The organism is Sinomonas mesophila (assembly GCF_001999765.1).
Classification (GTDB): domain Bacteria; phylum Actinomycetota; class Actinomycetes; order Actinomycetales; family Micrococcaceae; genus Sinomonas; species Sinomonas mesophila.
The window spans coordinates 250,950-277,138 of sequence record NZ_KV908322.1; the positions used below are offsets into that span (position 1 = coordinate 250,950).

General features: G+C 70.9%; 22 protein-coding genes. 14 read left to right on the forward strand and 8 right to left on the reverse strand.

Annotated features, from left to right (window positions below; all coding sequences use genetic code 11):
* Positions 1 to 40 precede the first annotated feature (40 nt).
* The 4 genes from BV907_RS01050 (at position 41) to BV907_RS19525 (ending at position 4,001) form a co-directional block, all read left to right on the forward strand.
* Positions 41 to 892, forward strand: coding sequence for a hypothetical protein (locus tag BV907_RS01050; RefSeq protein WP_245827710.1), 852 nt, complete (start codon positions 41 to 43; stop codon positions 890 to 892).
* Positions 893 to 1,069: 177 nt separating this feature from the next.
* Positions 1,070 to 1,489, forward strand: coding sequence for a YciI family protein (locus BV907_RS19195; RefSeq protein ID WP_077487790.1), 420 nt, complete (start codon positions 1,070 to 1,072; stop codon positions 1,487 to 1,489).
* Positions 1,462 to 2,787 carry an RNA polymerase sigma factor gene (locus BV907_RS01060; RefSeq protein WP_077487791.1) on the forward strand — a complete coding sequence of 442 codons (1,326 nt, stop codon included), beginning with the start codon at positions 1,462 to 1,464 and terminating at the stop codon, positions 2,785 to 2,787. The genes BV907_RS19195 and BV907_RS01060 overlap by 28 nt, the downstream gene beginning before the upstream one ends.
* Positions 2,788 to 2,882: 95 nt before the next feature.
* Entirely contained in the window at positions 2,883 to 4,001 is a 1,119-nt protein-coding gene (locus BV907_RS19525; protein ID WP_077487792.1) for a hypothetical protein, read from the forward strand.
* A gap of 60 nt (positions 4,002 to 4,061) precedes the next feature.
* Here the strand turns inward: BV907_RS19525 and BV907_RS01070 are convergent, their stop codons facing one another.
* Positions 4,062 to 5,789, reverse strand: coding sequence for an alpha-amylase family protein (locus BV907_RS01070; RefSeq protein WP_077487793.1), 1,728 nt, complete (start codon positions 5,787 to 5,789; stop codon positions 4,062 to 4,064).
* 10 nt (positions 5,790 to 5,799) lie between these two features.
* Positions 5,800 to 6,798 carry a TIGR03885 family FMN-dependent LLM class oxidoreductase gene (locus BV907_RS01075; RefSeq protein WP_077487794.1) on the reverse strand — a complete coding sequence of 333 codons (999 nt, stop codon included), beginning with the start codon at positions 6,796 to 6,798 and terminating at the stop codon, positions 5,800 to 5,802.
* Between the two features lie 144 nt (positions 6,799 to 6,942).
* Here BV907_RS01075 and BV907_RS01080 point away from each other — a divergent pair, with 144 nt between their 5' ends.
* The 4 genes from BV907_RS01080 to BV907_RS01095 are packed head-to-tail and all read left to right on the forward strand — an operon-like array spanning position 6,943 to position 11,406.
* Entirely contained in the window at positions 6,943 to 7,479 is a 537-nt protein-coding gene (locus BV907_RS01080; protein ID WP_077487795.1) for a DedA family protein, read from the forward strand.
* Positions 7,476 to 8,294, forward strand: a complete 819-nt coding sequence (locus BV907_RS01085) for a thioesterase family protein (RefSeq protein ID WP_077487796.1) — start codon at positions 7,476 to 7,478, stop codon at positions 8,292 to 8,294. Before BV907_RS01080 ends, BV907_RS01085 begins: the two co-directional genes overlap by 4 nt.
* 3 nt (positions 8,295 to 8,297) lie before the next feature.
* Positions 8,298 to 9,059, forward strand: a complete 762-nt coding sequence (locus BV907_RS01090; RefSeq protein WP_245827711.1) for a lipoate--protein ligase family protein — start codon at positions 8,298 to 8,300, stop codon at positions 9,057 to 9,059.
* Between the two features lie 58 nt (positions 9,060 to 9,117).
* Positions 9,118 to 11,406, forward strand: coding sequence for an FdhF/YdeP family oxidoreductase (locus BV907_RS01095; protein ID WP_077487797.1), 2,289 nt, complete (start codon positions 9,118 to 9,120; stop codon positions 11,404 to 11,406).
* A gap of 105 nt (positions 11,407 to 11,511) precedes the next feature.
* Here BV907_RS01095 and BV907_RS01100 read toward each other — a convergent pair whose 3' ends face one another.
* Together BV907_RS01100 and BV907_RS01105 are read right to left on the reverse strand one after the other, a co-directional pair.
* Positions 11,512 to 11,772 (reverse strand): mycoredoxin, encoded by a 261-nt coding sequence (locus BV907_RS01100; protein WP_077487798.1) that lies wholly within the window; start codon positions 11,770 to 11,772, stop codon positions 11,512 to 11,514.
* Positions 11,773 to 11,909: 137 nt separating this feature from the next.
* Positions 11,910 to 12,647, reverse strand: a complete 738-nt coding sequence (locus BV907_RS01105; RefSeq protein WP_077487799.1) for an SOS response-associated peptidase — start codon at positions 12,645 to 12,647, stop codon at positions 11,910 to 11,912.
* Positions 12,648 to 12,764: 117 nt separating this feature from the next.
* On the opposite strand from BV907_RS01105, the gene BV907_RS01110 reads away from it, so the two are divergent.
* The 6 genes from BV907_RS01110 (at position 12,765) to pdxS (ending at position 21,106) form a co-directional block, all read left to right on the forward strand.
* Positions 12,765 to 13,187: a DUF6504 family protein gene (locus tag BV907_RS01110; RefSeq protein WP_342745490.1), complete on the forward strand. Its 423-nt coding sequence runs from the start codon at positions 12,765 to 12,767 to the stop codon at positions 13,185 to 13,187.
* 10 nt (positions 13,188 to 13,197) lie between these two features.
* Positions 13,198 to 16,632, forward strand: coding sequence for a DNA polymerase III subunit alpha (locus BV907_RS01115; protein ID WP_077487800.1), 3,435 nt, complete (start codon positions 13,198 to 13,200; stop codon positions 16,630 to 16,632).
* A 123-nt stretch (positions 16,633 to 16,755) separates the two neighbouring features.
* Positions 16,756 to 18,771 carry a threonine--tRNA ligase gene (thrS, locus tag BV907_RS01120; protein ID WP_077487801.1) on the forward strand — a complete coding sequence of 672 codons (2,016 nt, stop codon included), beginning with the start codon at positions 16,756 to 16,758 and terminating at the stop codon, positions 18,769 to 18,771.
* A gap of 1 nt (position 18,772) precedes the next feature.
* Positions 18,773 to 19,447, forward strand: a complete 675-nt coding sequence (locus BV907_RS01125; RefSeq protein ID WP_077487802.1) for an HIT family protein — start codon at positions 18,773 to 18,775, stop codon at positions 19,445 to 19,447.
* On the forward strand, positions 19,437 to 20,063 hold the full coding sequence (gene pgsA / locus BV907_RS01130) for a phosphatidylinositol phosphate synthase (protein ID WP_077487803.1): 627 nt from the start codon (positions 19,437 to 19,439) through the stop codon (positions 20,061 to 20,063). The genes BV907_RS01125 and pgsA overlap by 11 nt, the downstream gene beginning before the upstream one ends.
* Before the next feature lie 134 nt (positions 20,064 to 20,197).
* Positions 20,198 to 21,106: a pyridoxal 5'-phosphate synthase lyase subunit PdxS gene (gene pdxS / locus BV907_RS01135; protein WP_077487804.1), complete on the forward strand. Its 909-nt coding sequence runs from the start codon at positions 20,198 to 20,200 to the stop codon at positions 21,104 to 21,106.
* An 830-nt stretch (positions 21,107 to 21,936) separates the two neighbouring features.
* Here the strand turns inward: pdxS and BV907_RS01140 are convergent.
* The 4 genes from BV907_RS01140 to BV907_RS01155 form a co-directional block, all read right to left on the reverse strand.
* Entirely contained in the window at positions 21,937 to 22,890 is a 954-nt protein-coding gene (locus BV907_RS01140; protein ID WP_077487805.1) for a LysR substrate-binding domain-containing protein, read from the reverse strand.
* A gap of 113 nt (positions 22,891 to 23,003) precedes the next feature.
* Positions 23,004 to 24,008 carry an isopenicillin N synthase family dioxygenase gene (locus BV907_RS01145; RefSeq protein WP_077487806.1) on the reverse strand — a complete coding sequence of 335 codons (1,005 nt, stop codon included), beginning with the start codon at positions 24,006 to 24,008 and terminating at the stop codon, positions 23,004 to 23,006.
* A 249-nt stretch (positions 24,009 to 24,257) separates the two neighbouring features.
* Positions 24,258 to 24,608 carry a cupin domain-containing protein gene (locus tag BV907_RS01150; protein ID WP_175637317.1) on the reverse strand — a complete coding sequence of 117 codons (351 nt, stop codon included), beginning with the start codon at positions 24,606 to 24,608 and terminating at the stop codon, positions 24,258 to 24,260.
* A gap of 56 nt (positions 24,609 to 24,664) precedes the next feature.
* Positions 24,665 to 26,131: an alanine/glycine:cation symporter family protein gene (locus tag BV907_RS01155; RefSeq protein WP_077487808.1), complete on the reverse strand. Its 1,467-nt coding sequence runs from the start codon at positions 26,129 to 26,131 to the stop codon at positions 24,665 to 24,667.
* Between the last annotated feature and the right edge of the window lie 58 nt (positions 26,132 to 26,189).

Below are 26,189 nucleotides of genomic sequence, written 5' to 3' on the forward strand. Positions count from 1 at the left end.
GCCTCGGGGCAAGCACTGGATCGCACGAGGGAGGGGCACGATGGACATGAGGAGGGTGGCGCCGGCCGGACTCGCCGCCGCGGCGATGCTGACGGTCGCTGGCTGCACGGGCGGGGGAGGGCCGACGGCCTCGCCCACGGCGACCGCCACGCCGGACCGCGTGTACAGCGCGGACGAGCTGCGGGGCCTGATCAGCGGCCTGCACGACTCCGAGGGCAACGAGCTCAGGCTCTACTCCGAGGCACAGGTTGCCCAGGGCAAGGGCCTCGGGGACATCCTCCTGGACGCTGCCACCGTTGACCCCGCGGACTGCAAGGAGATCGCGACGGCGGGTCTCGAGACGAGCGTGGACCGCGGCTCCGTCGCCGTGGCGATCTCCGAGAGCCAGGAGCCGAGGACCGTCTCGGCACAGTCCGGCTCCGAGGGGCCCAACGCCAAGCAGATCCTCAGCGACATCAGGGGGAAGATGGGCGGCTGCTCCACGTTCACCGTCGAGGTCCTCGGGCAGCGGACCACCGTCTCGAGCGAGGAGCTCGACGCGAGGACCAACGCGGACGAGACCTTCGGGACCGTCAGCACGCGCGACAACAACACCTCCGACATGCTCATGCAGGTCTCCGGCGCGGAGGGCAGGCTGCTCGTCGTCGCCACCAAGAGCGGCGCCGGCCTCTCCGACGACGACCGGACGGAGCTCGAGGGGCTCGTCAACGAGGTTCTGGACCGGGCCACCTCGCCCTCACCGAGCCCGACGACAACGACCACCAGGCCGACGACGACGTCCCCGGCCACGCGCGGCACGGACACCGCCACCGACGGGACGATGAGCCCGGCGACGCCGGGCGCGACAGGGACGATTCTCCCGACGGGAGCCACCACGACGCCGACGCCGTGACGCCCCGCGGCGGCGGCCTGACCCTGCCCCGGCGGCGGCCACGCGCCGTCGTCCGCCGGCCGGCACAGGAGAAGAAGAGAAAATCCCTGCCCGGATGTCGATCTGCGCCTTTCCCGTTCGACCTAGGGATGAAAGGGTCGAGAGGCGACCCCGACGACACTCCAGGAGAGAACCACCATGGCCAAGTACATGCTGATCTGGCGCAACACCGACGAGTCCCTCAAGGCGATGATGGACACGCCGTTCGACGAGATGCTCGAGTCGGTGGGCCGGTTCAACGACGAGCTCATCAAGGCCGGCGTCCTCGTCGCCGCCGAGGGCCTCGACGACCCCTCCACGGGCGTCGTCGTCGACTACAGCGGCGAGACCCCCGTCGTCACCGACGGGCCCTACGGCGAGACGAAGGAGCTCTTCGGCGGCTTCTACATCCTCGACGTCGCTTCCCAGGAGGAGGCCGTCGAGTGGGCCCGCCGCATGCCCGCCGTGCCCGGCTCGAAGTGCGAGATCCGCCGCGTGCCCGGTATCGAGGAGTTCCCGCAGGACAACGAGTGGATCGTCAGGGAGCGCGCGTGGCGCGAGCGGACGGGCCAGCTCTGAGCCCGACTGAGCAGGCCGCGCGGCCGGCGCGGCGGGCCGTGGAGGCCGTGTGGCGGATCGAGTCGCCGCGGATCGTCGGCGCGCTCGCCCGCTACACCGGCGACTTCGCCCTCGCCGAGGACGTGGCCCAGGAGGCCGTCGCGGAGGCCCTTGTGGCCTGGGACCGCGACGGCCTCCCGGCCAACCCGGCCGTCTGGCTGCTCTCGGCCGCGCGGCGCCGCGCGATCGACGCGTTCCGCCGGCGCTCCGCCCTCGACGCGCGGTACGGCCTGCTCGCGGGGCAGCTCGCGGAGGGGCAGACGACGACGGGGGCGGCAGTCCCGCCCGAGCGCGCCGACGGCCTGCTCTGGGACCCGGACAGGGTCGACGACGACGTCCTCGCCCTCGTCTTCACCGCGTGCCACCCCGTGGTCTCCCCGGAGGCCCGCATCGCCCTGACCCTGCGCGTCGTCGCGGGCCTGACGAGCGAGGAGATCGCCCGCGCGTTCCTCGTCCCGGTGGCGACCGTCCAGGCGCGCATCACGCGGGCCAAGAAGACCATCGCGGCCGCGGCGGTGCCCTTCGAGGTGCCGCCCGCGGACGAGCGCCGGGAGCGGCTCGCCGCCGTCCTGAGCGTGCTCTATGTGGTCTTCACGGAGGGCTCGACGGCGACGAGCGGCGACAGCCTGCTGCGCACCGACCTCGCGCGGGAGGCCATAAGGCTCGCGCGCATGCTCGTCGCGACGCTTCCCGGCGAGCCGGAGGCGCACGGGCTCCTGGCGCTGTTCGAGCTGACCGCGGCCCGCTTCCCCGCGCGCACCGGGCCCGACGGCGAGGCGATCCTGCTCGAAGATCAGGACCGCCGGCTGTGGGACCGCTCGGCGATCCGGCGCGGCACGGCCGCGCTCGAGCGTGCCCAGGCCGCGGGCCGCGGGTTGGGGCCCTACGGCCTGCAGGCCGCGATCGCCGCGTGCCACGCCTCGGCGCCCTCCGTCGAGGAGACCGACTGGGAGCGCATCGTGCTGCTGTACGAGGCGCTCGGCCGCGTCGCGCCCTCGCCCGTCGTCGAGCTCAACCGCGCCGTCGCCGTCGCCATGGCCGTGGGGCCCGCCGAAGCGCTGGGGATGGTGGACGAGCTCGTCGTGTCGGGAAGGCTCGCCGGCTCCCACCTGCTCCCGGGCGTCCGCGGGGAGCTCCTGGCGAGGCTCGGCCGCCGGGACGAGGCGAGGGCCGAGCTCGAGCTCGCCGCCCGCCTCTGCGCCAACGACCGCGAGCGCACCGTCCTCGTGCGCAAGGCGGCGGCCCTCACCTCCGGCTGACAACGCCGCATCGCAACACGCCGTTATCCCGGCCGGATAGCAGCGTGTTGCGATGCGGCGTTGTGGCTCTGGGCCCGGCGCCTATGATGCGAGGCATGGACCTGGCCGACGTCGCCGCCGAGCTCTACGCCCTGCTGCCCGCGGAGTTCACCGCGGCGCGCAACCGGCGGGCCAAGGACGCGAAGACCGAGGGGCACCCGCTGCTCGCCAAGCAGGTTGCCCGGCTGCCCAAGCCCACGGCGTCCGCGTGGGCCGTCAACCTGATCGCCCGGCAGCACCCGGAGGAGCTGGCTCCCGTGCTCGACCTCGGCGCGGCCATGCGCGACGCGCAGGAGATGCTCGACGCCGGGCGGCTTCGCGCGCTGGGGCAGCAGCGCAGCCAGGTGCTGGCCGCCGCCGTCCGCCGCGCGCGCTCCGCCGCCGAGGCGCTCGGGGTCACGATCTCCGATGCCGCGGCGGGCGAGATCGAGCAGACTCTGCGCGCCGCGATGGGGGACCCGGACGCCGCCGCGGCGGTGCGCAGCGGGCTGCTCGTGCGCCCCTTCGCGGGCGGGGGCTTCGGCCCCGCGGACCTCTCGGGGGCCGTCGCCGTGCCGGGGGCACTGGCCGACGGCGGGACCCGCGCTGCCGTCGAGACTGTGGATACCGGGACGCGGACGACGGCGAGGGCAGCGCGAGCCACGGCGGCGACCTCGGAGACGGCGACCTCGGAGACGGCGACCTCGGAGACGGCAACGTCGAAAACCGAGGGGAAGAAGCCGGACTCCACCGCGGTGGATGCGGAGACGGAACGGGCGGACAGGGACATGGCCGCGAAGGACAGGGCCAAGGCCGAGGCGGAGGAGGTGAAGCGGCTCGAGGCGGAGGAGGCCGAGGCCCGCCGGGAGGCGCAGCGTCAGGCGGAGGAGGCCAGGCGGCGCGAGCGCGAGGAGGCGCAGGCCGACCTCGCCGAGGCCGAGGAGGCCCTTGCGGCGGCCGAGGCCGAGCTCGAGGACGCCGAGCGCCAGGCGGAGGAGGCCACGTCCCGCCGCGAGTCCCTCGAGGGCGAGCTCGCCGGGCTGCGCACACGGGTCGCCGAGCTCGAGGAGGACCTCGACGGCGCCGAGCGGGAGGAGGGCCTCGCCGGGCGCGCCCGGAGGCTCGCCGCGCGCCTCGCGGAGCAGGAGCGCCGGGCCGTCGCGAGGGCCCGCGAGCGCCTCGACCGGCTGACCTGACAGGTCCCGGCTGCCCCGCACGGATTCGCGAACGCGGTGCGGGCCGTGGCGCAAGGAGGCTCAGATCATCCGCCGCATCCCGGGGTGCTGGATGCGCAGCCACGCGTGCCCGTAGCCGTCGAGCGCGAGCTCCACGCCGCCGTCGGCCGCGACGGGAAGCCCGCTGTCCGGGATGTCACCCGAGGAGAGCAGGTCCAGCAGCACGACGCCGTCCCAGCTCCGCCCGCCGTCCGGGGAGGGCCCGGAGGGCGGCTCGCCGAGGTCCAGCCGGAAGCTCACGGCCTCGGAGGACAGGTTGTGCACCGCGAGCAAGCCCGCGTCCTCCCACGTGCAGCGGTGCGCGAGGACGGCATCGGCACGGTGGTCGAGGACCTCGCACTGGCCCCAGCCCAGCTCCGGGCACTCCCGGTAGCGCTGCGCGAGCCGCGTGATGAAGTTCAGCAGGGAGTCGGGGTCGCGGCGGGCCGCGGCGACGCTGACGTGCGCCGGCCCGTAGCCCCCGCCCGGGATCCTACTCACGAGGCGGTTCGGCGGCGCGGCCGAGAAGCCGGCGCTCGGCTCCGCGGTCCACTGCATGGGGGTGCGCACGGCCATCCGGCCCTCGGCCGAGAGGTCCTCGCCCATGCCGATCTCCTCGCCGTAGTACAGGACGGGCGTGCCCGGGAGCGTGAAGAGCAGCGAGTACAGGAGCCGGATCCGGCGCGGATCGCCGTCGAGCATGGGAGGGACACGCCGCTTGAGTCCGCGGCCGTAGACCTGCATCTCGGGCTCGGGGCCGAACGCGGCGAAGACCTCCTGCCGCTCCTCCTCGGAGAGCTTGTCGAGGGTCAGCTCGTCGTGGTTGCGCACGAACGTGGCCCACTGGTTGTCTGGGGCGATCTGCGGCCGCTTCCGGAGCGCCTTCGCGAGCGGCCGGGCGTCCTGCCGGGCCATCGCGAGGTACGTGTTCTGCATGACGATGAAGTCGAACATCATCGTCAGCTCGTCCCCCTCGGGGCCGCCGAAGTAGGTCAGCTGGTCCCTGTAGGGGAGGTTGACCTCGCCGAGGAGGACCGACTCGCCGCTGCGGCGGCCCATGAACTTCCGCAGCGCCCGCAGGTACTCGTGCGGGTCGCTGAACTGCCCGAGCTCCTTCCCGTCGACGCCCGCGGTCGAGAGGAAGTAGGGCACGGCGTCGACGCGGAAGCCGCTCAGGCCCACGTGCAGCCAGAAGCCGATGGCCTTCGCGATCTCGTCCCGCACCCTCGGGTTGGCCACGTTGAGGTCCGGCTGGTGCTTGTAGAAGTGGTGCAGGTACCACTCGCCGGTCTTCTCGTCGAGGGTCCAGATCGACTGCTCCTGGTCCGGGAACACGACCTGGCGGGACGTGTCCGGCGGCGGGTCTGAGCGCCATACGTAGAAGTCGCGGTAGGGGCTGTCCTTCGCCGAGCGCGCGGCCTTGAACCAGGGGTGCCGGTCCGAGGTGTGGTTGACCACGAGGTCCGCGATGACGCGCATCCCCCGGTCCTTGGCCGTGCGGATGAGCTCGACGAGGTCGCCGTGGTGGCCCAGGCGGTGGTCGACGCCGTAGAAGTCGGTCACGTCGTAGCCGTCGTCCCGGTCGGGAGTCGGGTAGAAGGGCATCAGCCACAGGCACGTGACGCCGAGCTCGGCGAGGTAGTCCACGCGCTGGGCGAGGCCCGCGAGGTCCCCGATGCCGTCGCCGTCGGAGTCGAAGAAGGTCTCGACGTCGAGGCAGTACACGACGGCGGTCTTCCACCACAGGTCGGACGTGTCCGTGATGCGCATGGAGGCTCCCTCAGTAGGTGACCTGCTCGTCGGCGGGGCTGAGGTTCTCGGTCGTGAGCAGGGCGGGGATGACCCTCCGGCCGAACGTCTCGATGAAGCCGCTCTGCTCCTTCCCGACGTGGTGCAGGTAGAGCTCGTCGAAGCCGAGGTCGATGAATTCCTGGAGCCACGCGGCATGCTGCTCGGGGTCGGGGGAGACGAGCACCGTGGCGCGCACCTGCTCCTCGGTCACGTCCCGGCCGGCCTCGTCGAACTCGGCGGCGGTCGCGACGTCCCAGGTGCGCGGGTGGGGGACGGCGCCGGAGCGCCACTGGTCGTGCGCGATCGCGATCGCCTCGTCGTCGCTCTCGGCCCAGGAGAGGTGCACCTGCAGGACGGCCTTGCCGTGCCCGCCGCGGGAGCGGTAGGCCGCGAGCACCTCCCGCAGCGTCGCGTGGTCCTGGTGGACGGTGATGAGCCCGTCGGCCCAGCGGGCCGAGCGGGCGGCGGTCTCTGCCGTCACCGCCGGCGCGACGAGGGCGGGGGTCGGGTCGGGGAGGTCCCAGACGCGCGCCCGGTCCACGCGCACGAGGCCCCGGTGGGTCACCTCCTCGCCGTCGAGCAGCCGGCGGATGACGTCGACGCTCTCCTCGAGCCGCGCCTGCCGCTCCTCCTTGGGCGGCCACGGATCGCCCGTGATGTGCTCGTTCATGTTCTCGCCGCTGCCGAGGGCGATCCAGAAGCGGCCGGGGAACATGCACCCGAGCGTCGCTGCGGCATGCGCGACGACGGCGGGATGGTAGCGCTGCCCCGGCGCGTTGACGACGCCGAAGCGCAGCCGCGTCGTGGCCAGGGCCGCACCGAGCCAGGAGAACGCGAACCCCGAGTGGCCCTGCCGGGCAGACCACGGCTCGATGTGGTCCGAGCACATGGCGCCCTGGAAGCCCGCTCGCTCGGCATGCTGGACGTCGCGCAGGAGCTGCGCCGGGCCGATCTGTTCGTGTGAGGCATGGAAGCCGATGACAGCCACCTCCCGTGTCTAGCAGCGCGCCGGGACGGTGTCGAGGGCCCAAGAGGCAACCCGCGCTGCCGGGCGCGGGGCGGGCGCTGGGGATCGGCTAAGCTGGTGAATTGCGCAAGGGGCAGCTTGCGCAATTCACGGCGGGAGGTGCGCATGGACGCGATCCTCTCCCTGCCCTTCGCCCTGGCCGTGGCGATCCTCTTCTGCATCGTGCTCCTGCGCACCAACGCGACCTACTGGGCCGGCCGCGGCGCCGCGGCGGGCCTCGCGCACAGCCGCCGCCTCTCGGCCCGCCTCGCGCGCCCCCGCCCCGCCTGGGCGCTGGCCCGCGCCGGCCGGCTCATCGAGCGCTGGGGGCCGATCGCCGTCGTCCTCGCCTACCTCACCGTGGGGCTCCAGACCGCGATCCACCTCGCCGCCGGCTCGGCGCGCATGAGCCTGAAGCACTACCTGCCCGCGGCCGTCGTGGGCTCGGCAGCGTGGGCCTTCCTCTACGCGACGATCGGCCTCGCGGCGATCGAGCTGTGGGTCGACTCCGCCTTGGCCTCCCCGTGGCTGTGGCTCGTGGCGGGCGCGGCGGTGCTCGCCGCCGTCGTGCGCGTGCTCCTGGTCCGGCGCCTTCGGCGGCCCCGCGATACTGTGGACGAGGCCGCCCAGAGTAGGGCAGGCCATGAGAGGAGCGGGACGTGACGCAGGCGTCTGAATGGACGGCGCAGCTGCCGGAGCTGGCCGAGGGCGACTCCTACTACGAGGACCTCGGCGGCGGCCGTTTCCGCTCCACGATCCACGCCCAGGGCGCGTGGAACCCGCACGAGCAGCACATGGCCCCGGCGTCCGGCATCATCGCCCACTGCCTCGCCCAGCATGAGGCCCGGCCCGGGATGCGGCTCGCGCGCCTGAGCTATGAGATCCTCGGGCTCATCCACGCCGGCGAGTTCGAGGTCGCGGTCCGGACCGCCCGCCCAGGCAGGACCATCGAGCTCCTCGAGGCCGAGCTCACCGCCGCGGGGCGCGTCGCGATCCGGGCGAACGCGTGGCGGCTCGTCACGAGCGACAGCTCCGAGGTCGCCGCCGTCGAGGACGCGCCGATCACCCCGGTCGAGGAGTGCGAGCGCTGGTACGGCTCCGAGTGGCCAGGCGGCTACATCCGCTCCCTCGAGATGTACCAGGCCCCGCACCACCGCTCCGGCCGCGGGACCGTGTGGATCCGCACGTCCCACCCGCTCGTCGGGGCGGTCCCGAGCCCGGACTGGGTGCGCCTCATCGGCCTCGTGGACACGGCCAACGGCATCGCGACCCGCGTGCCCCCGGGCCCGGGCAGCTGGGCCTTCCCGAACGTGGACCTCCAGATCCACCTGTACCGCGAGCCCACGGGCGAATGGCTCGGGATCGACAACGCCGTCACTTTCGGCACCGACGGCATCGGGCTCACGTCCTCCGTGCTCCACGACGCGAGCGGGCCCTTCGGCCGGGCGGAGCAGATCCTGACCCTGCGCAGGGCCTGAGGCATGGCGGAGTGGAACGAGGGCGGCTCCGTCCGCCTCGACGTCGTCGCCGGGCTGCCCGCGGGCTCCGGCGCGGCCGCCGAGCTCGGCGGGGCGGCCGAACTCCTCGACGAGGTCAAGCGGGGGCTCCGCGGCGGGACCCTGCGCCTCTACCGGCCGCGGCCCACCATGGCGTTCGGGCAGCGGGACACGCGCCTGCCGGGGTTCGAGGCGGCACGTGAGGCGTCCCGTGCCCACGGCTTCGAGCCCGTCGTGCGCAAGGCCGGGGGCCGGGCGGCGGCCTACCACGGCGGCACGCTCATCGTGGACCACATCGAGCCCGCGCACGAGGCGATGGTCGGGCACCGGCATCGCTTCGAGGTCTTCGGCGAGCTCTACGCGCGCGTCCTGCGGTCCCTCGGCGTCGATGCACGGGTCGGGGAGATCCCCGGCGAGTACTGCCCCGGCGAGTTCAGCGTCCACGGCGTCCCGGACGGGGTACTGGCCGGGGCGGACGATCCCGAGCTCACGACGGCGGCCGGCCGGGTCAAGCTCGTCGGCACGGCCCAGCGCGTGGTCGCCGGGGCGTGGCTCTTCTCCTCGGTCTTCGTCGTGAGCGACGCCGTGCCCGTCCGGGCGGTCCTCACTGACGTCTACCGCGCCCTCGACCTCCCGTTCGACCCGGCCACGGCCGGCGCCGCCGACGACCTCGTGCCGGGCCTCGCCGTCGACGAGGTCGAGGCGGCGCTCCTCGCGATGTACCGAGAGCACGGCGCGCTCGCCTGAGCCCTCCTTCGAGGATTCCCCGTTGCCGATCCCGGGCGCCGGTGCTAGACCTTCAGCTATGGCGAGGAAGCCGCCCACACACGACGTCGACGATTCGCACCTCACGGTAGGGCCGCCGAGGCGCTCGGCCGCGGGCCTCGAGAGCGTGGCCGAGACCCTCCCGCTGGCCGTGTCCCGGCTCGGGGCGGTGCGGGCGGCAACCGCCCTGGCGAACCTCAACCAGCGCGGCGGCTACGACTGCATGAGCTGCGCGTGGCCCGACCCGCCCGATCGGAAGGTCGCGGAGTTCTGCGAGAACGGCGCGAAGGCGGTCATCTGGGAGGCCGAGCCGCTGCGGATCCCGAGCTCGTTCTGGGCCGAGCACCCGCTCAGCGAGCTGCGAGGGCGCACCGAGTACTGGCTCGGCCAGCAGGGACGGCTCGTCGAGCCCGTCTACCGGAATCCGGGGACCGACCACTACGTCCCGATCAGCTGGGAGGAGGCGTTCGCCGTCGTCCGCCGCGCCCTCGCCGCGCTCGCCTCGCCCGACGAGGCCACGTTCTACACGTCCGGCCGGACGAGCAACGAGGCGGCGTTCGCCTACCAGCTCTTCGTGCGCTCCTTCGGCACGAACAACCTGCCCGACTGCTCGAACATGTGCCACGAGTCCACGGGCGCGGCGATGGGGGCCACGCTCGGCGTCGGGAAGAGCGCGATCTCGTACGAGGACTTCGCGAAGGCGGACCTCATCGTGATCATGGGCCAGAACCCCGGCACGTGCCACCCGCGCATGCTCACGGCCCTCGAGGAGGCCAAGGCGGCCGGGGCGCAGATCGTCGCCGTCAACCCGCTCCCGGAGGCCGGGCTCATCAACTTCCGCAACCCCCAGCGACCGCGCGGGCTCCTCGGGCACGGCACCGACCTCGCGGACCAGTTCCTGCAGATCCGGCTCGCCGGCGACATGGCGCTCCTGCAGGCGGTGTCCAAGCGCGTCCTCGCCGCGGAGGCCGCCGCGCCGGGAACGGTCCTGGACCAGGCCTTCCTCGACGAGCACTGCGAGGGGCTCGAGGCCTTCGCCGCGCACATGGCGGCGCTCGACGACGACGAGGTGCGGGCCGCGACCGGGCTGCGGGACGAGGAGATCGACGAGCTCGCCGCGCGGTACATCGCCTCCGAGCGGACCATCATCACGTGGGCCATGGGGCTGACCCAGCACCGCAAGGCCGTCCCCACGATCCGGGAGATCGTCAACCTCCTGCTGCTGCGCGGGAACATCGGCAGGCCGGGCGCGGGGCCGTCGCCCATCCGCGGGCACTCGAACGTCCAGGGCGACCGGACCATGGGGATCTGGGAGAGGATGCCCGAGCCGTTCCTGACGCGGCTCGGCGCCGAGTTCGGGATCGACGTGCCGCTCGAGCCTGGGCTCGACTCCGTCGAGAGCATCCGCGCGCTCGCGGACGGGCGGGTCAAGGCGTTCGTCGCGCTCGGCGGGAACCTCGTCTCGGCGATCTCGGACACCGCCGTCGCCGAGCGGGCCCTGAGCGGGGCGCGGCTCTCCGTGGCCATCTCGACGAAGCTCAACCGGACGCACGCGTTCGCCGGCGAGGAGGCCCTCATCCTGCCCACGCTCGGGCGCACGGAGGTGGACCTGCAGGCCTCCGGGCCGCAGTTCGTGAGCGTTGAGGACACAGTCTGCGCCGTGCACGCGTCCGAGGGGAAGCTCGCCCCGATCGCCCCCGGCGTGCTCTCGGAGGTCTCGATCGTCGCGCGCATGGCCCGGGCGGTCCTGGGGCCCGGGCACCCGGTGGACTGGGAGGGCTTCGAGGCGGACTACGACGCGATCCGGGAGCGGATCGCGCGCGTCGTGCCGGGCTGCGAGGACTACAACGCGCGCATCCGGCGCCCCGGCGGGTTCGTGCTGGCGCACGGGCCGCGGGACGAGCGCCGCTTCCCCACGGCGACCGGGAAGGCCAGGATCACGGTCAACGAGCTCGAGACGATCCGCGTGCCGGCCGGGCGCCTGCTCCTGCAGTCGGTGCGCTCGCACGACCAGTTCAACACCACGATGTACGGCCTCAACGACCGCTACCGCGGCATCCACAACGGTCGGCACGTCCTGTTCGTCAACCCCGACGACCTCGCGGAGCTGGGCCTCGCCGACGGGCAGCATGTGGACGTCCACTCCGAGGCGGACGACGGCGTGGACCGCACCCTGCCCGGGCTGCGGCTCGTCGCGTACCCGACCGCGCGGGGCTGCGCCGCGACGTACTTCCCCGAGGCGAACGTCCTCGTTCCCTTGGGCGCGACCGCGGAGGTGAGCAACACGCCGGCGTCCAAGTCCGTCGTCGTGCGCCTCGAGCCGGTCTGACGCCGAGGTGGGGGTGTGTGCCGCCGACGTGGGGGTGTGTGGACCCGCGTAGTGGGGGTGTGTGCCGCCGAGGTGGGGACCCAGGCCCCCCACTTCGGCGGGGGCTCAGACGCCCAGCTTCTCCTTCACGTGCGCGGCCGAGGGGTTCGTCGCGGCCGAGCCGTCCGGGAAGATCACGGTCGGGACGGTGCGGTTGCCGCCGTTGATCTGCTCGACGAGCTCCGCGGTGCCCTCGACCTCTTCGATGTTGACCTCGGTGTAGCCGATGCCCTGGGCGTCGAGCTGCTTCTTGAGCCGGGTGCAGTAGCCGCACCAGGTCGTGGAGAACATCGTGATCGTGCCGTCGGCGGGGGTGAAGCTGTCCATGCGTGTGCTCCTGTCATGGGAAAACGGGGATCCTCCGAATCAACGGTACGGGGCAGCGCGGTATTCCGGGCGCTCGGTTAAGGGCCGTGACTCAGGCAGGGGGCTCGACTGAGGCAAGGGCTCGGCCCAGCACGGCGTCAGTCGGCCGGCTGGATGAGCTCCGGGCCGTTGTTGCGCACGCTGTTGACCATGTCGCCCACGATCCGGGGGACGAGGTGGGGCTCGGGCATCGAGTCGATGAGGGCACGCACGTCCGCCTCCTTCGTCGTCCCGGGGTCGAGCCAGTCGGCCCACATCTCGCGCGGGACGATGACCGGGGTGCGGTCGTGAATGTAGCCCAAGGAGTCCGACGCCGGCCCGGTGAGGATCGTGCACGTGCGCAGCCACCGCTCGGGGTGGTCGGGCGGCAGCGACGGGTCCGGCCAGTTCTCGAACAGGGCCGCGAAGGCGAGCAGCCCGCCGTCGGCCGGGTGCAGGTAAGTGGGCACCTTGACGAGCTTTCCCTTTCCCCCATCCGCCCCAGCAGGCTCCCGCTTCTCCCACTCGTAGTACCCGTCGGCGGGGACGAGCGCGCGCTTCGTCGCCGCGGCCTTGCGGAACGAGGGCTTCTCGGTGACCGTCTCCCGGCGGGCGTTGATGAGCCGCGCGGCGCCCTTCGTGTCCTTGGACCAGGGCGGGACGAGGCCCCAGCGGGCGGTCACGAGCTTGCGCGAGGCCTCGCCTGTGTCCTTGTCGGTTCGGTCCAGGACGAGGGGGACGGGGTCCGTCGGGGCGATGTTCCACGATGGGGCCAGCTCGTCGATGTAGGTCTCGTCGACGTCGAACTCCGCCACGAGGTCGCCGACGGCCCGGGCCATGACGTATCTGCCGCACATGGGGCCATTATGTCCTGCGGCCTCGACGGCACGAGAGAGGCGGGGGAGGCGCAGGGCATTCACGGCTGTCGGAGGCCGGGTCTACACTGGAAGGGTTCGAAGATATATTCGATACGAGTGGGAGGCGAACTGCAGCTCAACTGCGAGGCGAACTGCAGTTCACAGAAGGTCAACGTCAGTTTCTTCAGGGTCCGGGAGCGTCCGATGGGCATGTTCAGCGAGGCGGTGCAGGTCTGGTCCTCCGCCGACGGGCGGCCCGAGCGCCTGCGCTGGAAGGGCACCGACTACCGCTTCGCGTCCGAGCCCGTGCGCTGGTTCGAGCGGCGGCCCTGGTGGCGCGACGAGGGCCGCGCACCCGTGGGCTACGGGCCGGGGCTCGTGGACCACGAGATCTGGCAGGTCCAGGCGGTGCCCGAGGGCGCGTCCCCCGAGGCCGCCCAGGAGCCCGTGACCCTCGAGATCGTCCGCTACGGGGCCACCGGGGTGTGGCGCCTCCTGCGCGTGCACCGCGGCGAGGCCATGTCCCGCAGGCTGGCCTGAGGGGAGGCGCATGGCATCGGCATCCTTCACGCACCTGCACGTCTCGAGCGCGTTCAGCGCCCACTACGGCGTGTCCTGGCCGGACGAGCTCGCCGCGGCGGCGCAGGCCGACGGCGCGACGGCGCTCGCATGCACCGACCGCGACGGCCTCTACGGCGCCGTCAAGCACTTCAAGGCCTGCCGGGAGCACGGCATCGACCCGATCGTCGGCGTCGACCTCGCCCTGCTCGCCGACCCCGAGGAGGCGCACGACGGCGGCGCGCGCCCGGGCGCGAAACAGCGGCGCGGCGCGGCAGGCGTGGCGGGGCGCGTCGTCGTGCTCGCGCACGGCCGCAACGGCGGGGCGGGCTGGAAGGCTCTGTGCCGCCTCGTCTCCGACGCCCATGCCTACACCACGGGGAAGGCCAACAGCCCCGTGCCCGCCGGCGTGACCCGCGCCGAGCTCGCCGCGCGCTGCCTCGACGAGGAGACCGGACGGCCCGTCCTGACCGTCCTGATCGGGCCGGACTCGGACGTGGGGCGCGCGATGGGCGGGCGCCGCTTCCTGCGCCCCCGCACGCTCTTCCGCGACTGGCTCGACGCGATGCCCGTCGGGGTGCTCGCCGTCGAGCTCGTGACGCACCTGAGCGCGCCCGGGCAGCCGCTGAGCACGAGCCACGCCGTGCGCATGCTCCGGCTCGCGAACGAGCACGGCATCCCCGCCGTCCTGACCAACGCCGTGCGCTACGTCGAGGAGGACGGCGCGGCCACCGCGGACGTGCTCGACGCCGCCCGCACCCTCACCCCGCTCGAGCGGCTCATCGCCCCTCTGGACGGCGACGGCGAGTACCCGCTCGGTCCCTCCCTGCAGCCCACGGGCCAGGGCTGGCTCAAGCCGGCCGGGCTCATGCAGGCCCTCGGCCGCGAGGTCATCCACGCCGCCGGGCTCGGGGGGAAGGACCTCGACCACCTGCTCTCCAACACCGAGCGCATCGCCGACCGCTGCCGGCTCGACCCGGTCGCGGACGCAGGGTGGGGGAGGCCGGTCGTTCCCGAGGCCTCGGTCATCGGCATCACGGGGGAGCCGCAGCGCCAACTGCGCGAGCGCGCGTACGCGGGCATCGGGCGCCGCTTCCCCGCGCTCGCGGAGGGCGAGTTCGCCCGGGTCAAGGGCCGCCTCGAGCACGAGCTGTCGATCATCGGGGACCTCGGCTTCGCCTCGTACTTCCTCACCGTCGCGGAGGTCGCGGAGATGATCCGCGGGATGGGCGTCCGCTCGGCCGCGCGCGGCTCCGGCGCGTCGAGCCTCGTGAACTACCTCCTCGGCATCAGCCACGTCGACCCTCTGCGGCACGACCTGATCTTCGAGCGCTTCCTCTCCCGGGACCGCTCGACCCTGCCGGACATCGACATCGACGTCGAGAGCGCGGAGCGGCACAACGTCTACCGGAGGATCTTCGAGCGCTTCGGTGCCGAGCGGGTCACCCTCATGAGCATGCAGAACGGCTACCGGGCCCGCGGTGCCGTGCGGGATGCCGGGCTCGCCCTCGGCCTCGATGAGGAGGAGGTCGGGGACATCGCCAAGCAGCTGTGGCGCTTCTCCGCGAGCCACTTCCGCGAGGCGCTCGCGGAGAAGCCCGAGCTGCGGGGCTTCTCCGAGCAGGTGGGCCAGAACCAGCAGCTCGAGCTCCTCGTCGACCTCACCGAGCGGCTCGACCGGCTCCCGCGGCACATCTCGATGCACCCGTGCGGCGTGATCCTCGGCGACGCGGGGCTCCTCGACCGCACCCCGATCCAGCCCAGCGGCATGGGGCTGCCCATGAGCCAGTTCGACAAGCACGACATGGACCCCATGGGCATGCTCAAGCTCGACGTCCTCGGGGTGCGCATGCAGAGCTCGATGGCCTTCGCCGTCCGGGAGGCCGAGCGGATCGACGGGACCAGGATCGACCTCGACGCCGTCCCGCTCGACGACGAGGCCACGTACGAGCTCATCCGCTCGACGCACACGCTCGGCTGCTTCCAGATCGAGTCCCCGGGCCAGCGGGAGCTCGTGGGGAAGATGGCCCCCCGCGAGTTCAACGACCTCATCATCGACATCTCCCTCTTCCGTCCAGGGCCCATGAAGAGCGACATGGTCCGGCCGTTCCTCGAGCACCGGCACGGCTTCGCGCCGGAGCGCTACCCGCATCCGGACATGAAGCCCTATCTCGCCGAGACCCACGGCGTGACCGTGTTCCACGAGCAGGTCCTGCGCACCTTCGACACGTTCACGGGCTGCGGGCTCGCGAAGGCGGACGAGTTCCGCCGGCTCCTCGGCAACGAGGCCAAGGAGCCCGGTGTCGAGGCCTACTTCCGCGAGCGCGCAGCGGCCAACGGCTACAGCCCCGAGGTCATCGAGAAGGTGTGGGGGACGCTCAAGGCCTTCGGAAGCTTCGGCTTCTGCAAGGCCCACGGCGCCGCGTTCGCGGTGCCCACCTACCAGTCGGCCTGGCTCAAGGCCCACCATCCCGAGGCGTTCCTCGCGGGGATCTTCGAGCACGATCCGGGCATGTACCCCAAGCGGCTCCTCGTCGCCGAGGCCAGGCGCATGGGCATCCCGATCCTGCCCGTGGACATCAACGCGAGCCGGGACGAGTACCGCGTCGAGCGGATCGCCGCGGGGCCCGACGCCGGCAGGCTCGGCATCAGGCTCACGCTCAAAGGCATCTACGGGCTCTCCGAGGGCGAGCTCGCCCGGATCGTCGCGGGCCAGCCGTACGCCTCGATCGCCGACGTGCGGGACAGGGCCAGGCTCACCCGCTCGAGCCTGAGGCGGCTCGCCGAGCTCGGCGCGTTCGACTCGCTGCACCGGGCGGTGGGCGCGCGGGGGAGCCGGGCCGACCTCGTCGCCCACCTCGCGGAGCTCGCGCCCCGCCCCTCGGCGCGGCGGGACGCCCCGATCGAGGGGCAGCTCTCGCTCGAGATCGGGGACGTCGAGCTCGCCAACCTGCCCGCGCGGCTGCCCGAGCCTTCTCCGGCGGAGAAGGTCCGCACGGAGCTGGACCTCATGGCCGTGGACGCGAGCGCGCACCTCATGGACAGCCACCGCCCGCTCCTGGACCGGCTCGGCGTGACGACGGCGGACAGGCTCCTGTCCCTGCGCAACGGCAGCCAGGTGCTCGTCGCGGGGGTGCGCGTCGCGACCCAGACCCCGCCCATGCGCGGCGGGCGGCGGGTCGTGTTCATCAGCGTCGACGACGGGACCGGCTGCGTCGACTCCGTGTTCTTCACCGAGGCCCAGGAGAGGACGGGCCCGCTGCTGTTCGGCACACGCCTGCTCCTCATCCGCGGGACGACGCGCCGGACCGGCCCGCGCGGGATCAGCCTCAGCGCCGACATGGCCTGGGACCTCGCCGAGCTCGAGGGCTCGCTGGACCACGAGAACCCCGTCCTGCCCGAGCCCGGGCACACCCCCGCCGCGTGAGCCGCCGCGCCCGGCGCCCGGCGCCCGTACATGCCTGAGTTGTTCGATACGCTTGTCCGTGGCTGGCTGTGGTCACCGTACGCCACAAGCTATGAAGCCGACAGACGAAGAGGAGACACCCCCGTGCCAGATGCCCAGCAGTTCACCATCACCGTCGACGGCGAGGAGCGCACCGTCACGGCGGGCACCACGGGAACCGAGCTCTTCGACAGCCGCCGCGAGATCGTCGTCATGCGCGTCGACGGGGCCCTCAAGGACCTCGACCAGCCCGTCGCGGACGGCGCCGCCGTCGAGGGCGTGGACATCGCGAGCGAGGACGGGCTCAACGTCCTGCGCCACTCGACCGCGCACGTCATGGCCCAGGCCGTCCAGCAGCTGCGCCCCGGCGCCAAGCTCGGCATCGGCCCGTACATCAAGGACGGCTTCTACTTCGACTTCGACGTCGACGAGCCCTTCACGCCCGAGGACCTGCGGACCCTCGAGAAGATGATGCTCAAGATCGTCAACCAGAACCAAGTGTTCCGCCGCCGGGTCGTGACCGAGGACGAGGCCCGCGAGGCCATGGCTGGTGAGCCCTACAAGCTCGTCATCCTCGGCGCCAAGGACAACCAGTCCGAGGGCGCCACGAAGGAGGGCGCGAACGTCGAGGTCGGCGCGGGCGAGATCACGATCTATGACAACGTCGACCGCAAGAGCGGCGACGTCGTGTGGTGCGACCTGTGCCGCGGTCCGCACCTGCCGAACACCAAGCTCATCTCCAACGCGTTCGCCCTGACCCGCTCCGCCGCCGCCTACTGGCTCGGATCAGAGAAGAACGTCCAGCTCCAGCGCATCTACGGCACGGCGTGGCCCACCAAGGAGGCCCTCAAGGAGTACCAGGAGCGCATCGCCGAGGCCGAGCGCCGCGACCACCGCAAGCTCGGCGCCGAGCTGGACCTCTTCTCCTTCCCGGAGGAGCTCGGCTCGGGCCTGCCCGTGTTCCACCCCAAGGGCGGGATCATCCGCAAGGCCATGGAGGACTACTCGCGCCAGCGCCACACCGAGGCCGGCTACGAGTTCGTCTACACCCCGCACATCACGAAGGGCCACCTCTACGAGGTCTCGGGGCATCTGGACTGGTACCGCGAGGGCATGTTCCCGGCGATGCACATCGACGCCGAGCACGCCGAGGACGGGACGGTGCGCAAGCCCGGCCAGGACTACTACCTCAAGCCGATGAACTGCCCGATGCACAACCTGATCTTCCGCTCCCGCGGACGGTCCTACCGCGAGCTGCCGCTGCGGCTGTTCGAGTTCGGCTCGGTGTACAGGTACGAGAAGTCGGGCGTGGTCCACGGCCTCACCCGTGTGCGCGGCATGACCCAGGACGACGCGCACATCTACTGCACGCGCGAGCAGATGAAGGACGAGCTCGCCTCGACGCTGACCTTCGTCCTCGACCTGCTCAAGGACTACGGCCTCAACGACTTCTACCTCGAGCTGTCCACGAAGGACCCGGAGAAGTCCGTCGGCAGCGACGATGCCTGGGAGGAGGCCACGCGCACCCTTGCCGAGGTCGCGGAGGCCTCGGGCCTCGAGCTCGTCCCGGACCCGGGCGGTGCCGCGTTCTACGGCCCCAAGATCTCGGTCCAGGCGCGCGACGCGATCGGCCGGACGTGGCAGATGTCCACGATCCAGCTCGACTTCAACCTGCCCGAGCGCTTCGAGCTCGAGTACCAGGCGGCCGACGGCACGCGCCAGCGGCCCGTCATGATCCACCGCGCGCTCTTCGGCTCCGTCGAGCGGTTCCTCGGCGTGCTCACCGAGCACTACGCCGGTGCGTTCCCGGCGTGGCTCGCGCCCGTCCAGGTCGTCGCCATCCCGGTCGCCGAGGCCTTCAACGACTACCTGTACGACGTCGTCGCGCAGCTGAAGCGCGAGGGCATCCGCGCCGAGGTGGACGCGGGCAGCGACCGGTTCCCGAAGAAGATCCGCACCGCGAGCAAGGACAAGATCCCGTTCGTGCTCATCGCCGGCGGGGAGGACGCCGAGGCCGGGGCCGTGTCCTTCCGCTTCCGCGACGGGAGCCAGGACAACGGCGTCCCGGTCGAGGCCGCCGTGAAGCGGATTGTCGAGGCCGTCCGCACGAGGTCGGTCTGAGATGGCGGAGTCCACGGGGATGGGGGCCGCGCGCGAGGGAGGGCCGGAGGCTGTCCCCAGCGGCAGCGTGCCGGACCGGGAGGTGACGGACGGCTTCGAGCTGGCCGGGACGCCCGACGCCTTCGGGCGCCTGTGGACTCCGCACCGCATGGCCTACGTGACGGGCGGGCAGGGCCGCTTCCGCAACGAGGACGAGTGCCCGTTCTGCGCCGCGCCGCGCCGCAGCGACGAGGAGTCGCTCATCGTGTACCGCGGCGCTACGTGCTTCGCCGTCCTGAACCTGTTCCCGTACAACCCCGGCCACCTGCTCGTGTGCCCCTACCGCCACGTGGCCGACTACACGGACATCTCCGCCGAGGAGACCGCCGAGATGGCGGAGATCACCCAGACGGCGATGCGCGTGATCCGGAAGGTCGCCGGCCCGCACGGATTCAACATCGGGGTCAACCAGGGCGACGCCGGAGGGGCGGGCATCGCGGGCCACCTCCACCAGCACGTCGTGCCCCGATGGGGCGGCGACGCGAACTTCCTGCCGATCATCGCCCAGACGAAGCAGATCACGCAGACCCTCCAGGAGACCCGGGCGCTGATCGCCGAGGCGTGGCCCGAGGCGGCCCCGGCGGACGACGGCGGGCGGCTCGCGCAGGACGGCGGGAAGGCGCCGGGTGCTCAATAGGCACGCGCGCAAGCTGTTCACGCGGCTCTTCACGCCGCTTGCCGCCCTCCTGCTGCGGTGGCACGTGTCCCCCGACGCCGTGACGGCAGTAGGCACGATCGGGGTCTCGGCGAGCGCCCTCGTCCTGTACCCCCTCGGGGAGCTGTTCTGGGGGACGATCGCGATCACGCTCTTCGTCTTCTCGGACGTCGTCGACGGGATCATGGCCCGGCTCGCGGGCCGGTCCGGGCGCAGCGGGAACTGGGGGAGCTTCCTCGACTCGACACTCGACCGCGTCCAGGACGGGGCCGTGTTCGCGGGGATCGCCTTCTGGTTCTTCGCCGGCGGCGCGAACTTCGCGACGGGAGTGCTCGCCGTCGTGTGCCTCGCGCTCGGCTACCTCGTCTCCTATGCGCGGGCCAAGGCCGAGTCCCTCGGCTACGAGGCGAACGTGGGGATCGCCGAACGGGCGGAGCGGCTCGTGGCCACGCTCGTCGTCACGGGCCTGTGCGGGCTCGGCCTTCCCATCCCGGTCCTGACCTGGACCTTCGTGCTCCTCGCCGCGGCGAGCGCCATCACCGTCGTCCAGCGTGTCGCGGCGGTGCGGGCGCAGGCCATCACCGGTCACGCCGCCTGAAGGCCCTGTGCAGGCATCCAGAGCGTCCGCGCAGCCGTTGGGAGTCATGCCAGTCACAGCCGGTCCGCGGCGGGGATAGACTGGGGTGTCCCCACAGACGTATCCAGCTTTTTCGCGACAAGAAAGACGAGTACGTGTCTACTGAAGCAAACGCCTCGGCGCCGACGACTGGCAGCAACCGCGTCAAGCGCGGCATGGCCGAGATGCTCAAGGGCGGCGTCATCATGGACGTCGTCAACGTCGAGCAGGCGAAGATCGCCGAGGACGCCGGCGCCGTGGCCGTGATGGCCCTCGAGCGCGTCCCTGCTGACATCCGCGCCCAGGGCGGCGTCTCCCGCATGTCCGATCCGGACATGATCGACTCGATCATCAACGCCGTCTCGATCCCGGTCATGGCCAAGGCCCGTATCGGGCACTTCGTCGAGGCCCAGGTCCTGCAGTCCCTCGGCGTGGACTACATCGACGAGTCCGAGGTCCTGACCCCGGCCGACTACGAGAACCACATCGACAAGTGGGCCTTCACGGTCCCGTTCGTGTGCGGTGCGACCAACCTGGGCGAGGCGCTGCGCCGCATCAACGAGGGCGCGGCCATGATCCGCTCCAAGGGCGAGGCCGGCACCGGCGACGTCTCCAACGCCACCACGCACATGCGCAAGATCCGCGCCGAGATCCGCCGGCTGTCCTCGCTGCCCGAGGACGAGCTGTACGTCGCGGCGAAGGAGCTGCAGGCCCCGTACGAGCTCGTGAAGGAGATCGCCGAGACCGGCAAGCTCCCGGTCGTGCTGTTCACCGCCGGCGGCATCGCGACCCCCGCGGACGCGGCGATGATGATGCAGCTGGGCGCGGACGGCGTGTTCGTCGGCTCGGGCATCTTCAAGTCCGGCAACCCGGCCCAGCGCGCCGCGGCCGTCGTGAAGGCCACGACCTTCTTCGACGACCCGGACATGATCGCCAAGGTCTCCCGCGGCCTCGGCGAGGCCATGGTCGGGATCAACGTCGACGAGATTGCGGCCCCTCACCGGCTTGCTGAACGTGGCTGGTAAGCCTGATAAATGAGGGTTTCTCGGCTCGTGCTGCTGCTGACACGGCTGCGCGAGCAGGGACCCAAGCCGTGGTCCAAGATTGGTGACCTTGCAGGATTGCGTCGAGCGTGAAACTGGTTGACGAGGAATTCGTTCTGTCATTTCGTCAGACCACCGTTCAGACAGCGGCCCTGTGAAAGCTGAGAGTGACGAAGCCCCAAGGCGGATGCCTTGGGGCTTCGTTCATTCTGGGGCAATGCTGATGCAGGCCGCTCAGCCTGCTCGACCGAATGGCTTCAGCTGCAGGTGTTGACGCTGGAGGTGTCGAAGTCGACAAGTCGGATTTCTCCCCGGGGTCGATGCCCTCAACCATGTATGCGCGGAGGCTCATTTCGACGCCGTCCCTCTAGGGTCGGAGGACACGCGTGGGCGTCACGTCGTCGAACGTGACCGCCGGGCCGACCTGCTCGTCGCCGTCGGCGCGGGAAAACGCCAGTCACCGCAGCGTGGGGATCGCCATCATCGGCCGTCGGACCTGGCTGCCGTCATTTTCCGCTCGAGGGGGAAGGTCGCGGGTTCGATCATGACTCGGGTGCGACGGTCTGGAGATCGAGGGCGCGTATCCGATCCGCTGCCCGGACTGTTGCGCCATCTCTAGACCGTTGCACGCTTCCGTTGCAGGAGGCCTGGTGCTGACCCTCGTGCCATGCATGTCGGCCGGTAGGGGAGTGTTGCGGGGTGCACCCCAACGCAATTGCACCTTTTGGCCTGACGTACGGTCCCAGGTCCAGTCTCTCCTGTCTGATGGACGGACGATCCGCCGCGGGGATCCGGGACCTGGGCCGACGCGCTCACGCAGCCTTACGGGAGACAGGGCCATTGAGCGACGGCATTCCTTGCGAGAACAGGCTCGAGGACGTGGCCTTGATGAGGTCGAGCGTCTGGGCGACGAGCGGATGACTCGCGCCGCCTTTGCGCGTGGAGGTCATGATCCGTCGCGCGGGCGCAGGTTCCCCGGACAGCCGGATGCTCGTGACGGGCCACCGTGGGGTAATGAGTCCGAGGCGTGGCATGAGCATGACCCCGAGCCCTTGGGCGACCAGCGCCGCGCCGGTTTCCCATTCATCGGCTTGATGGGCCTGCTGCGGGGTGAAGCCAGCCGCTACACATGCCGTGACCGTGAGCTGGTGGTACGCCCCTCCGGGAGTGCCGATGATCCAAGGCTCCCGGGCGGCGTCAGCGAGCGTGACCGTGTCGCATGCTGTCAGCGGGTGATCGTTGGGGACGACAAGGTCCAGCGGGTCGTCCAGCAGCAGCTGCTGGTCAAAGCGCTCGTCGCCCAGTGGTGGGGTGTCGGCGGTCACCATCACCAGCGCCAGGTCTGCCTCGTGCGTCGCGAGCATTTCGAAGCAGCGGGCGGGCTCGGCCTCGACCACGCGAAGGCTGAGCCGCGGATGGCGGTCACGCAGCCGGGCGGCGGCAAGGGGGAGCAGGTGGGTCGCGGCGGTGGAGAAGCCGCACAGGGTGAACTGGCCTGCGGACTCCTCGCTCGCGGCGGCGAGTTCGCTGCGCGCCTGCTCCCACTGTGCCTGCAGCACCGCCGCGTGTCGCAGCAGGGTGTGCGCCGCCGTCGTCAGCTTGATGCCCCGCCCTGCCGGCTCGATCAGCGTGACCCCGAGTTGCTCGGACAGCTGGCGCAATTGGTAGGAGATGGCCGACGGCGTGTAGCTCAGAGCCGCTGCGGCGGCCGTGACGCTGCCATAGTGATCGAGGACCTGCAGGACCTTGAGCTTCCCGTCAATCATGGAAGCAACTGTAGAAAGAGCGGTCAGAGGATGCTTCCACCCAGAGCGAGGAGACGCCCCCGGCGTTCGACATGAGTCGAACGCCGGGGGCGCGCAGCATTCCGTCCTGAGAGTCAGGAGACGGGGGTGAGATCCTTGTCCGCTTCCTGGAGATGGGGGTAAACGTCCACAAATCGGCTGTACTTGTACTCACCGCAGGTGAAGGGCTTGAAATCGACCGGGTTCTCCGCGTCAATGCAAGTCGCCACCGGCTCGACGATGGCATCGAAGTCGAGGTCGATGAAGAACGGAATGGAGTAGCGTGCCACGCCGCTCGTGTTGACGACCCGGTGCACGGTCGAGGAGTAGCGGCCGTTGGTCATGGCCTGGACGAGGTCGCCGATGTTGATGATGAAGGTGCCCTCCACAGGCGGTGCGCTGACCCACTCACCGTCCTTGTTCTGGACCTGCAGACCGCCGACGCTGTCCTGGGACAGGATCGTCAGGAAGCCGTAGTCGGTGTGCGCGCCGATGCCGATCTCGTCCTTGGAGGCCGAGACGTCCTGCGACGGGTAGTGGAGGAGACGCTGGATCGTGATCGGGTGCTGCTGCTTCTTCTCGAAGTAGTCCGCGGGGAGGCCGAGGCTGAGGGCGAACGCGCTGACCAGCTTGCGCGCCAGCCCCATCATCGCGTCGTGGTACTCCTCGCAGGCCTCCTTGAACGAGGGCAGGCCCTCCGGCATGGGGTTGGGCCCGAAGAAGGGGGAAACCTCGTCCGTGTGAACGCCGTAGTCGAAAACCTCCTTGAGGTCGCGGGTGTTCTTCGGGTCCGCGTTCTCGCCGTACGGGGGGATGTAGCCGCGCAGCGTGGGGCCTGACTTGGCCACGTGCAGGCGCTCCTTGACCTCCAGCGGCAGCTCGAAGAACTCCTTGGTGGCCGCGTACATGCGCTGGACCAGATCTGCGGGGACCCCGTGGTTCTTGACGTAGAAGAAGCCGACCTCCTCGCAGGACTTGCCGATCTTCTCGGCGACGCCCTGGGGGTCGCTCCCATCGACCAGTGCGGCGATGTCGATGATCGGAATCTCGCTGAACGCCGTCTGCCGGCTGGCGAAGCGGTTGTCGGATGCGTTGGTCACGGGGACTCTCCTTTGAGTTCTGACAGGAATTGGATCACCGGCATTTCCGATAACTCGTGGTGCCGTCACTAAGAATTCTGTCCGGGATCACCGCTGAGAAAAAGCAAATGATTTCTCGCTGGACTGTGCAAATACTCTTCATGATCAGAAAGGCCGCCTGCGGCGGTTGCAGAGAAAAACGCCAGTGGCCGCAGGGAGTGTATCCCTGCAGCCACTGGCGTTGCCCGACAGTTCCGTGGAGAACGCGGCCTAGGCCGCCGGAGGCTCGCCCGGACCGCCGGCCCAGACCATGAGGACGGGCTCGGCGCTGCGGTTGTGGATCCGGTGCGGGACGTTCGGCGGGACAGCGAGAGCGTCGCCGGCGCTTAGCGGATACTCGCGCTCGCCATCGTCGATGATGCCCTCCCCGGAGACGCAGTAGAACACCTCCCACGCTCCGTCGTGACCGGGGTCGACGGCGCCAGTGTCGCCCGGGTTCACGAGAGAGCTGCCGAACCAGAGGTCATCGTTGCGGAAGTACTCCCGGCAGAGCTCGGGGCCCTCGTAGAAAACCTTCGCGTCGTCGGGGCGGACGATGTACGGGACGGTGGTCGTGCTCATGGTGCTCCTTTGCGTCATTTGCTTGCGGTGGTCGTTCTGGTTGGTGGGGGGAGGAATCAGTGGAAGGCGGAGGCGACCGTCGCCTTGCGCTCCTCGACGGGGGACTCCCAGAAGACCGCGCCGCGGATGCCGAGGGCCTTGGGGTCGAAGACCGGGTCGATACCCATCTTCCTCTGGCGGTCGTAGTCACGGCAGACCTTGATGATGACCGGGGACAGCAGCACCAGGCAGGCCATGTTGCACCAGGCGAGGAGGCCGAAGCCGATGTCGCCAGCCGCCCACACGGCACCGGCGTTGGCCACGGAGCCGAAGAACGAGATGCCGAGCGCCCCGAGCTTGATCACGACGCCGAGCACCTTTCGGGCCTGCTCGTTCTTGACAAGGAAGAACAGGTTGGTGGTCGCGACGTAGAAGTAGAAGATCTGCGATGTGAATGCGAAGAGGAGGACGGCGATCGAGACGAAGGCGGGACCCATGCCGGGAATGGCCGTGTCGATGGCCGACTGGACGAAGTTCGGCCCGGCCACGAGGCCCGGGACACCCTCGAAGATGTATCCGCCCTTGCCGTCGGTGACGTTGTAGGTGCCGGCGACGACCATCATGAGGCCCGTCGCCATGCAGATGAGCAGCACGGTGACGTAGATGCTGAACGCCTGCACGATGCCCTGCTTGCCCGGGTGGGTGTTCTGCGCCGCGGCGGCCGCGTATGTCCCCTCGCCGTCGCCGGCGGCGGAGGCGAAGACCGCGCGCCGAACGCCCCACTGCACCGCGAAGCCCACGATGCCGGCGTACATCTGGTCGATGCCGAGCGCCGAGGTCACGATGAGCGTGATCGCGGCTGGAACCTTGTCGAGGTTCACGAAGATGATGACGATCGCGCACAGGAAGAACCCGATGGACATGACGGGGACGACGGCCTGGGAGAAGTTCACGATGCGCTTGGTCCCGCCCACGATGACGAGGGCCAGCAGCGCGGTGACGATGATGCCGGTCACCCAGGTCTCGAGGCCGAAGGCGAGCTTGGCGCTCGAGGCGATGTTGTTCACCTGGATGCCGGGGAAGATGAAGCCGTAGCCGGTCACGCTGATGAGGGCGACGATCACGGCCAGCCATGGCGCCCGGAGACCGTACCTGATGTAGAAGGGCATGCCGCCGCGCTGCTCGCCGGCCACGCGCTGCTTGAACACCTGGGCGAGGACGGCCTCGGCGTAGGCGACGGTCGAGCCGAGCAGGGCGGTGACGGCCATCCACAGGAGGGCCCCGGGGCCGCCGGCCGCGATCGCCGTTGCGACGCCGGCGATGGATCCGACACCGACGCGCGCCGACAGCGTGAGGGCGAGGGCCTGGAAGGCGGACAGGCCGCCCTCGCCGCCGTGGCCTTGGCGGATCTGCCGCAGCATGTCCGGGAACCTGCGGATCTGGACGCCGAAGGTGGCGATGGTGAAAAGCAAGCCGAGCCCCAGGACCACGTAGGCCAGTGGGCTCCAGAGCGTGCTGCTGAAGGCTGCCAGGGTTTCTTCCATGGGTGTATCCAATGCAGAGGGGTGAATGGGCACAGGCCGGCTCAGCGTTGAGGCCGGT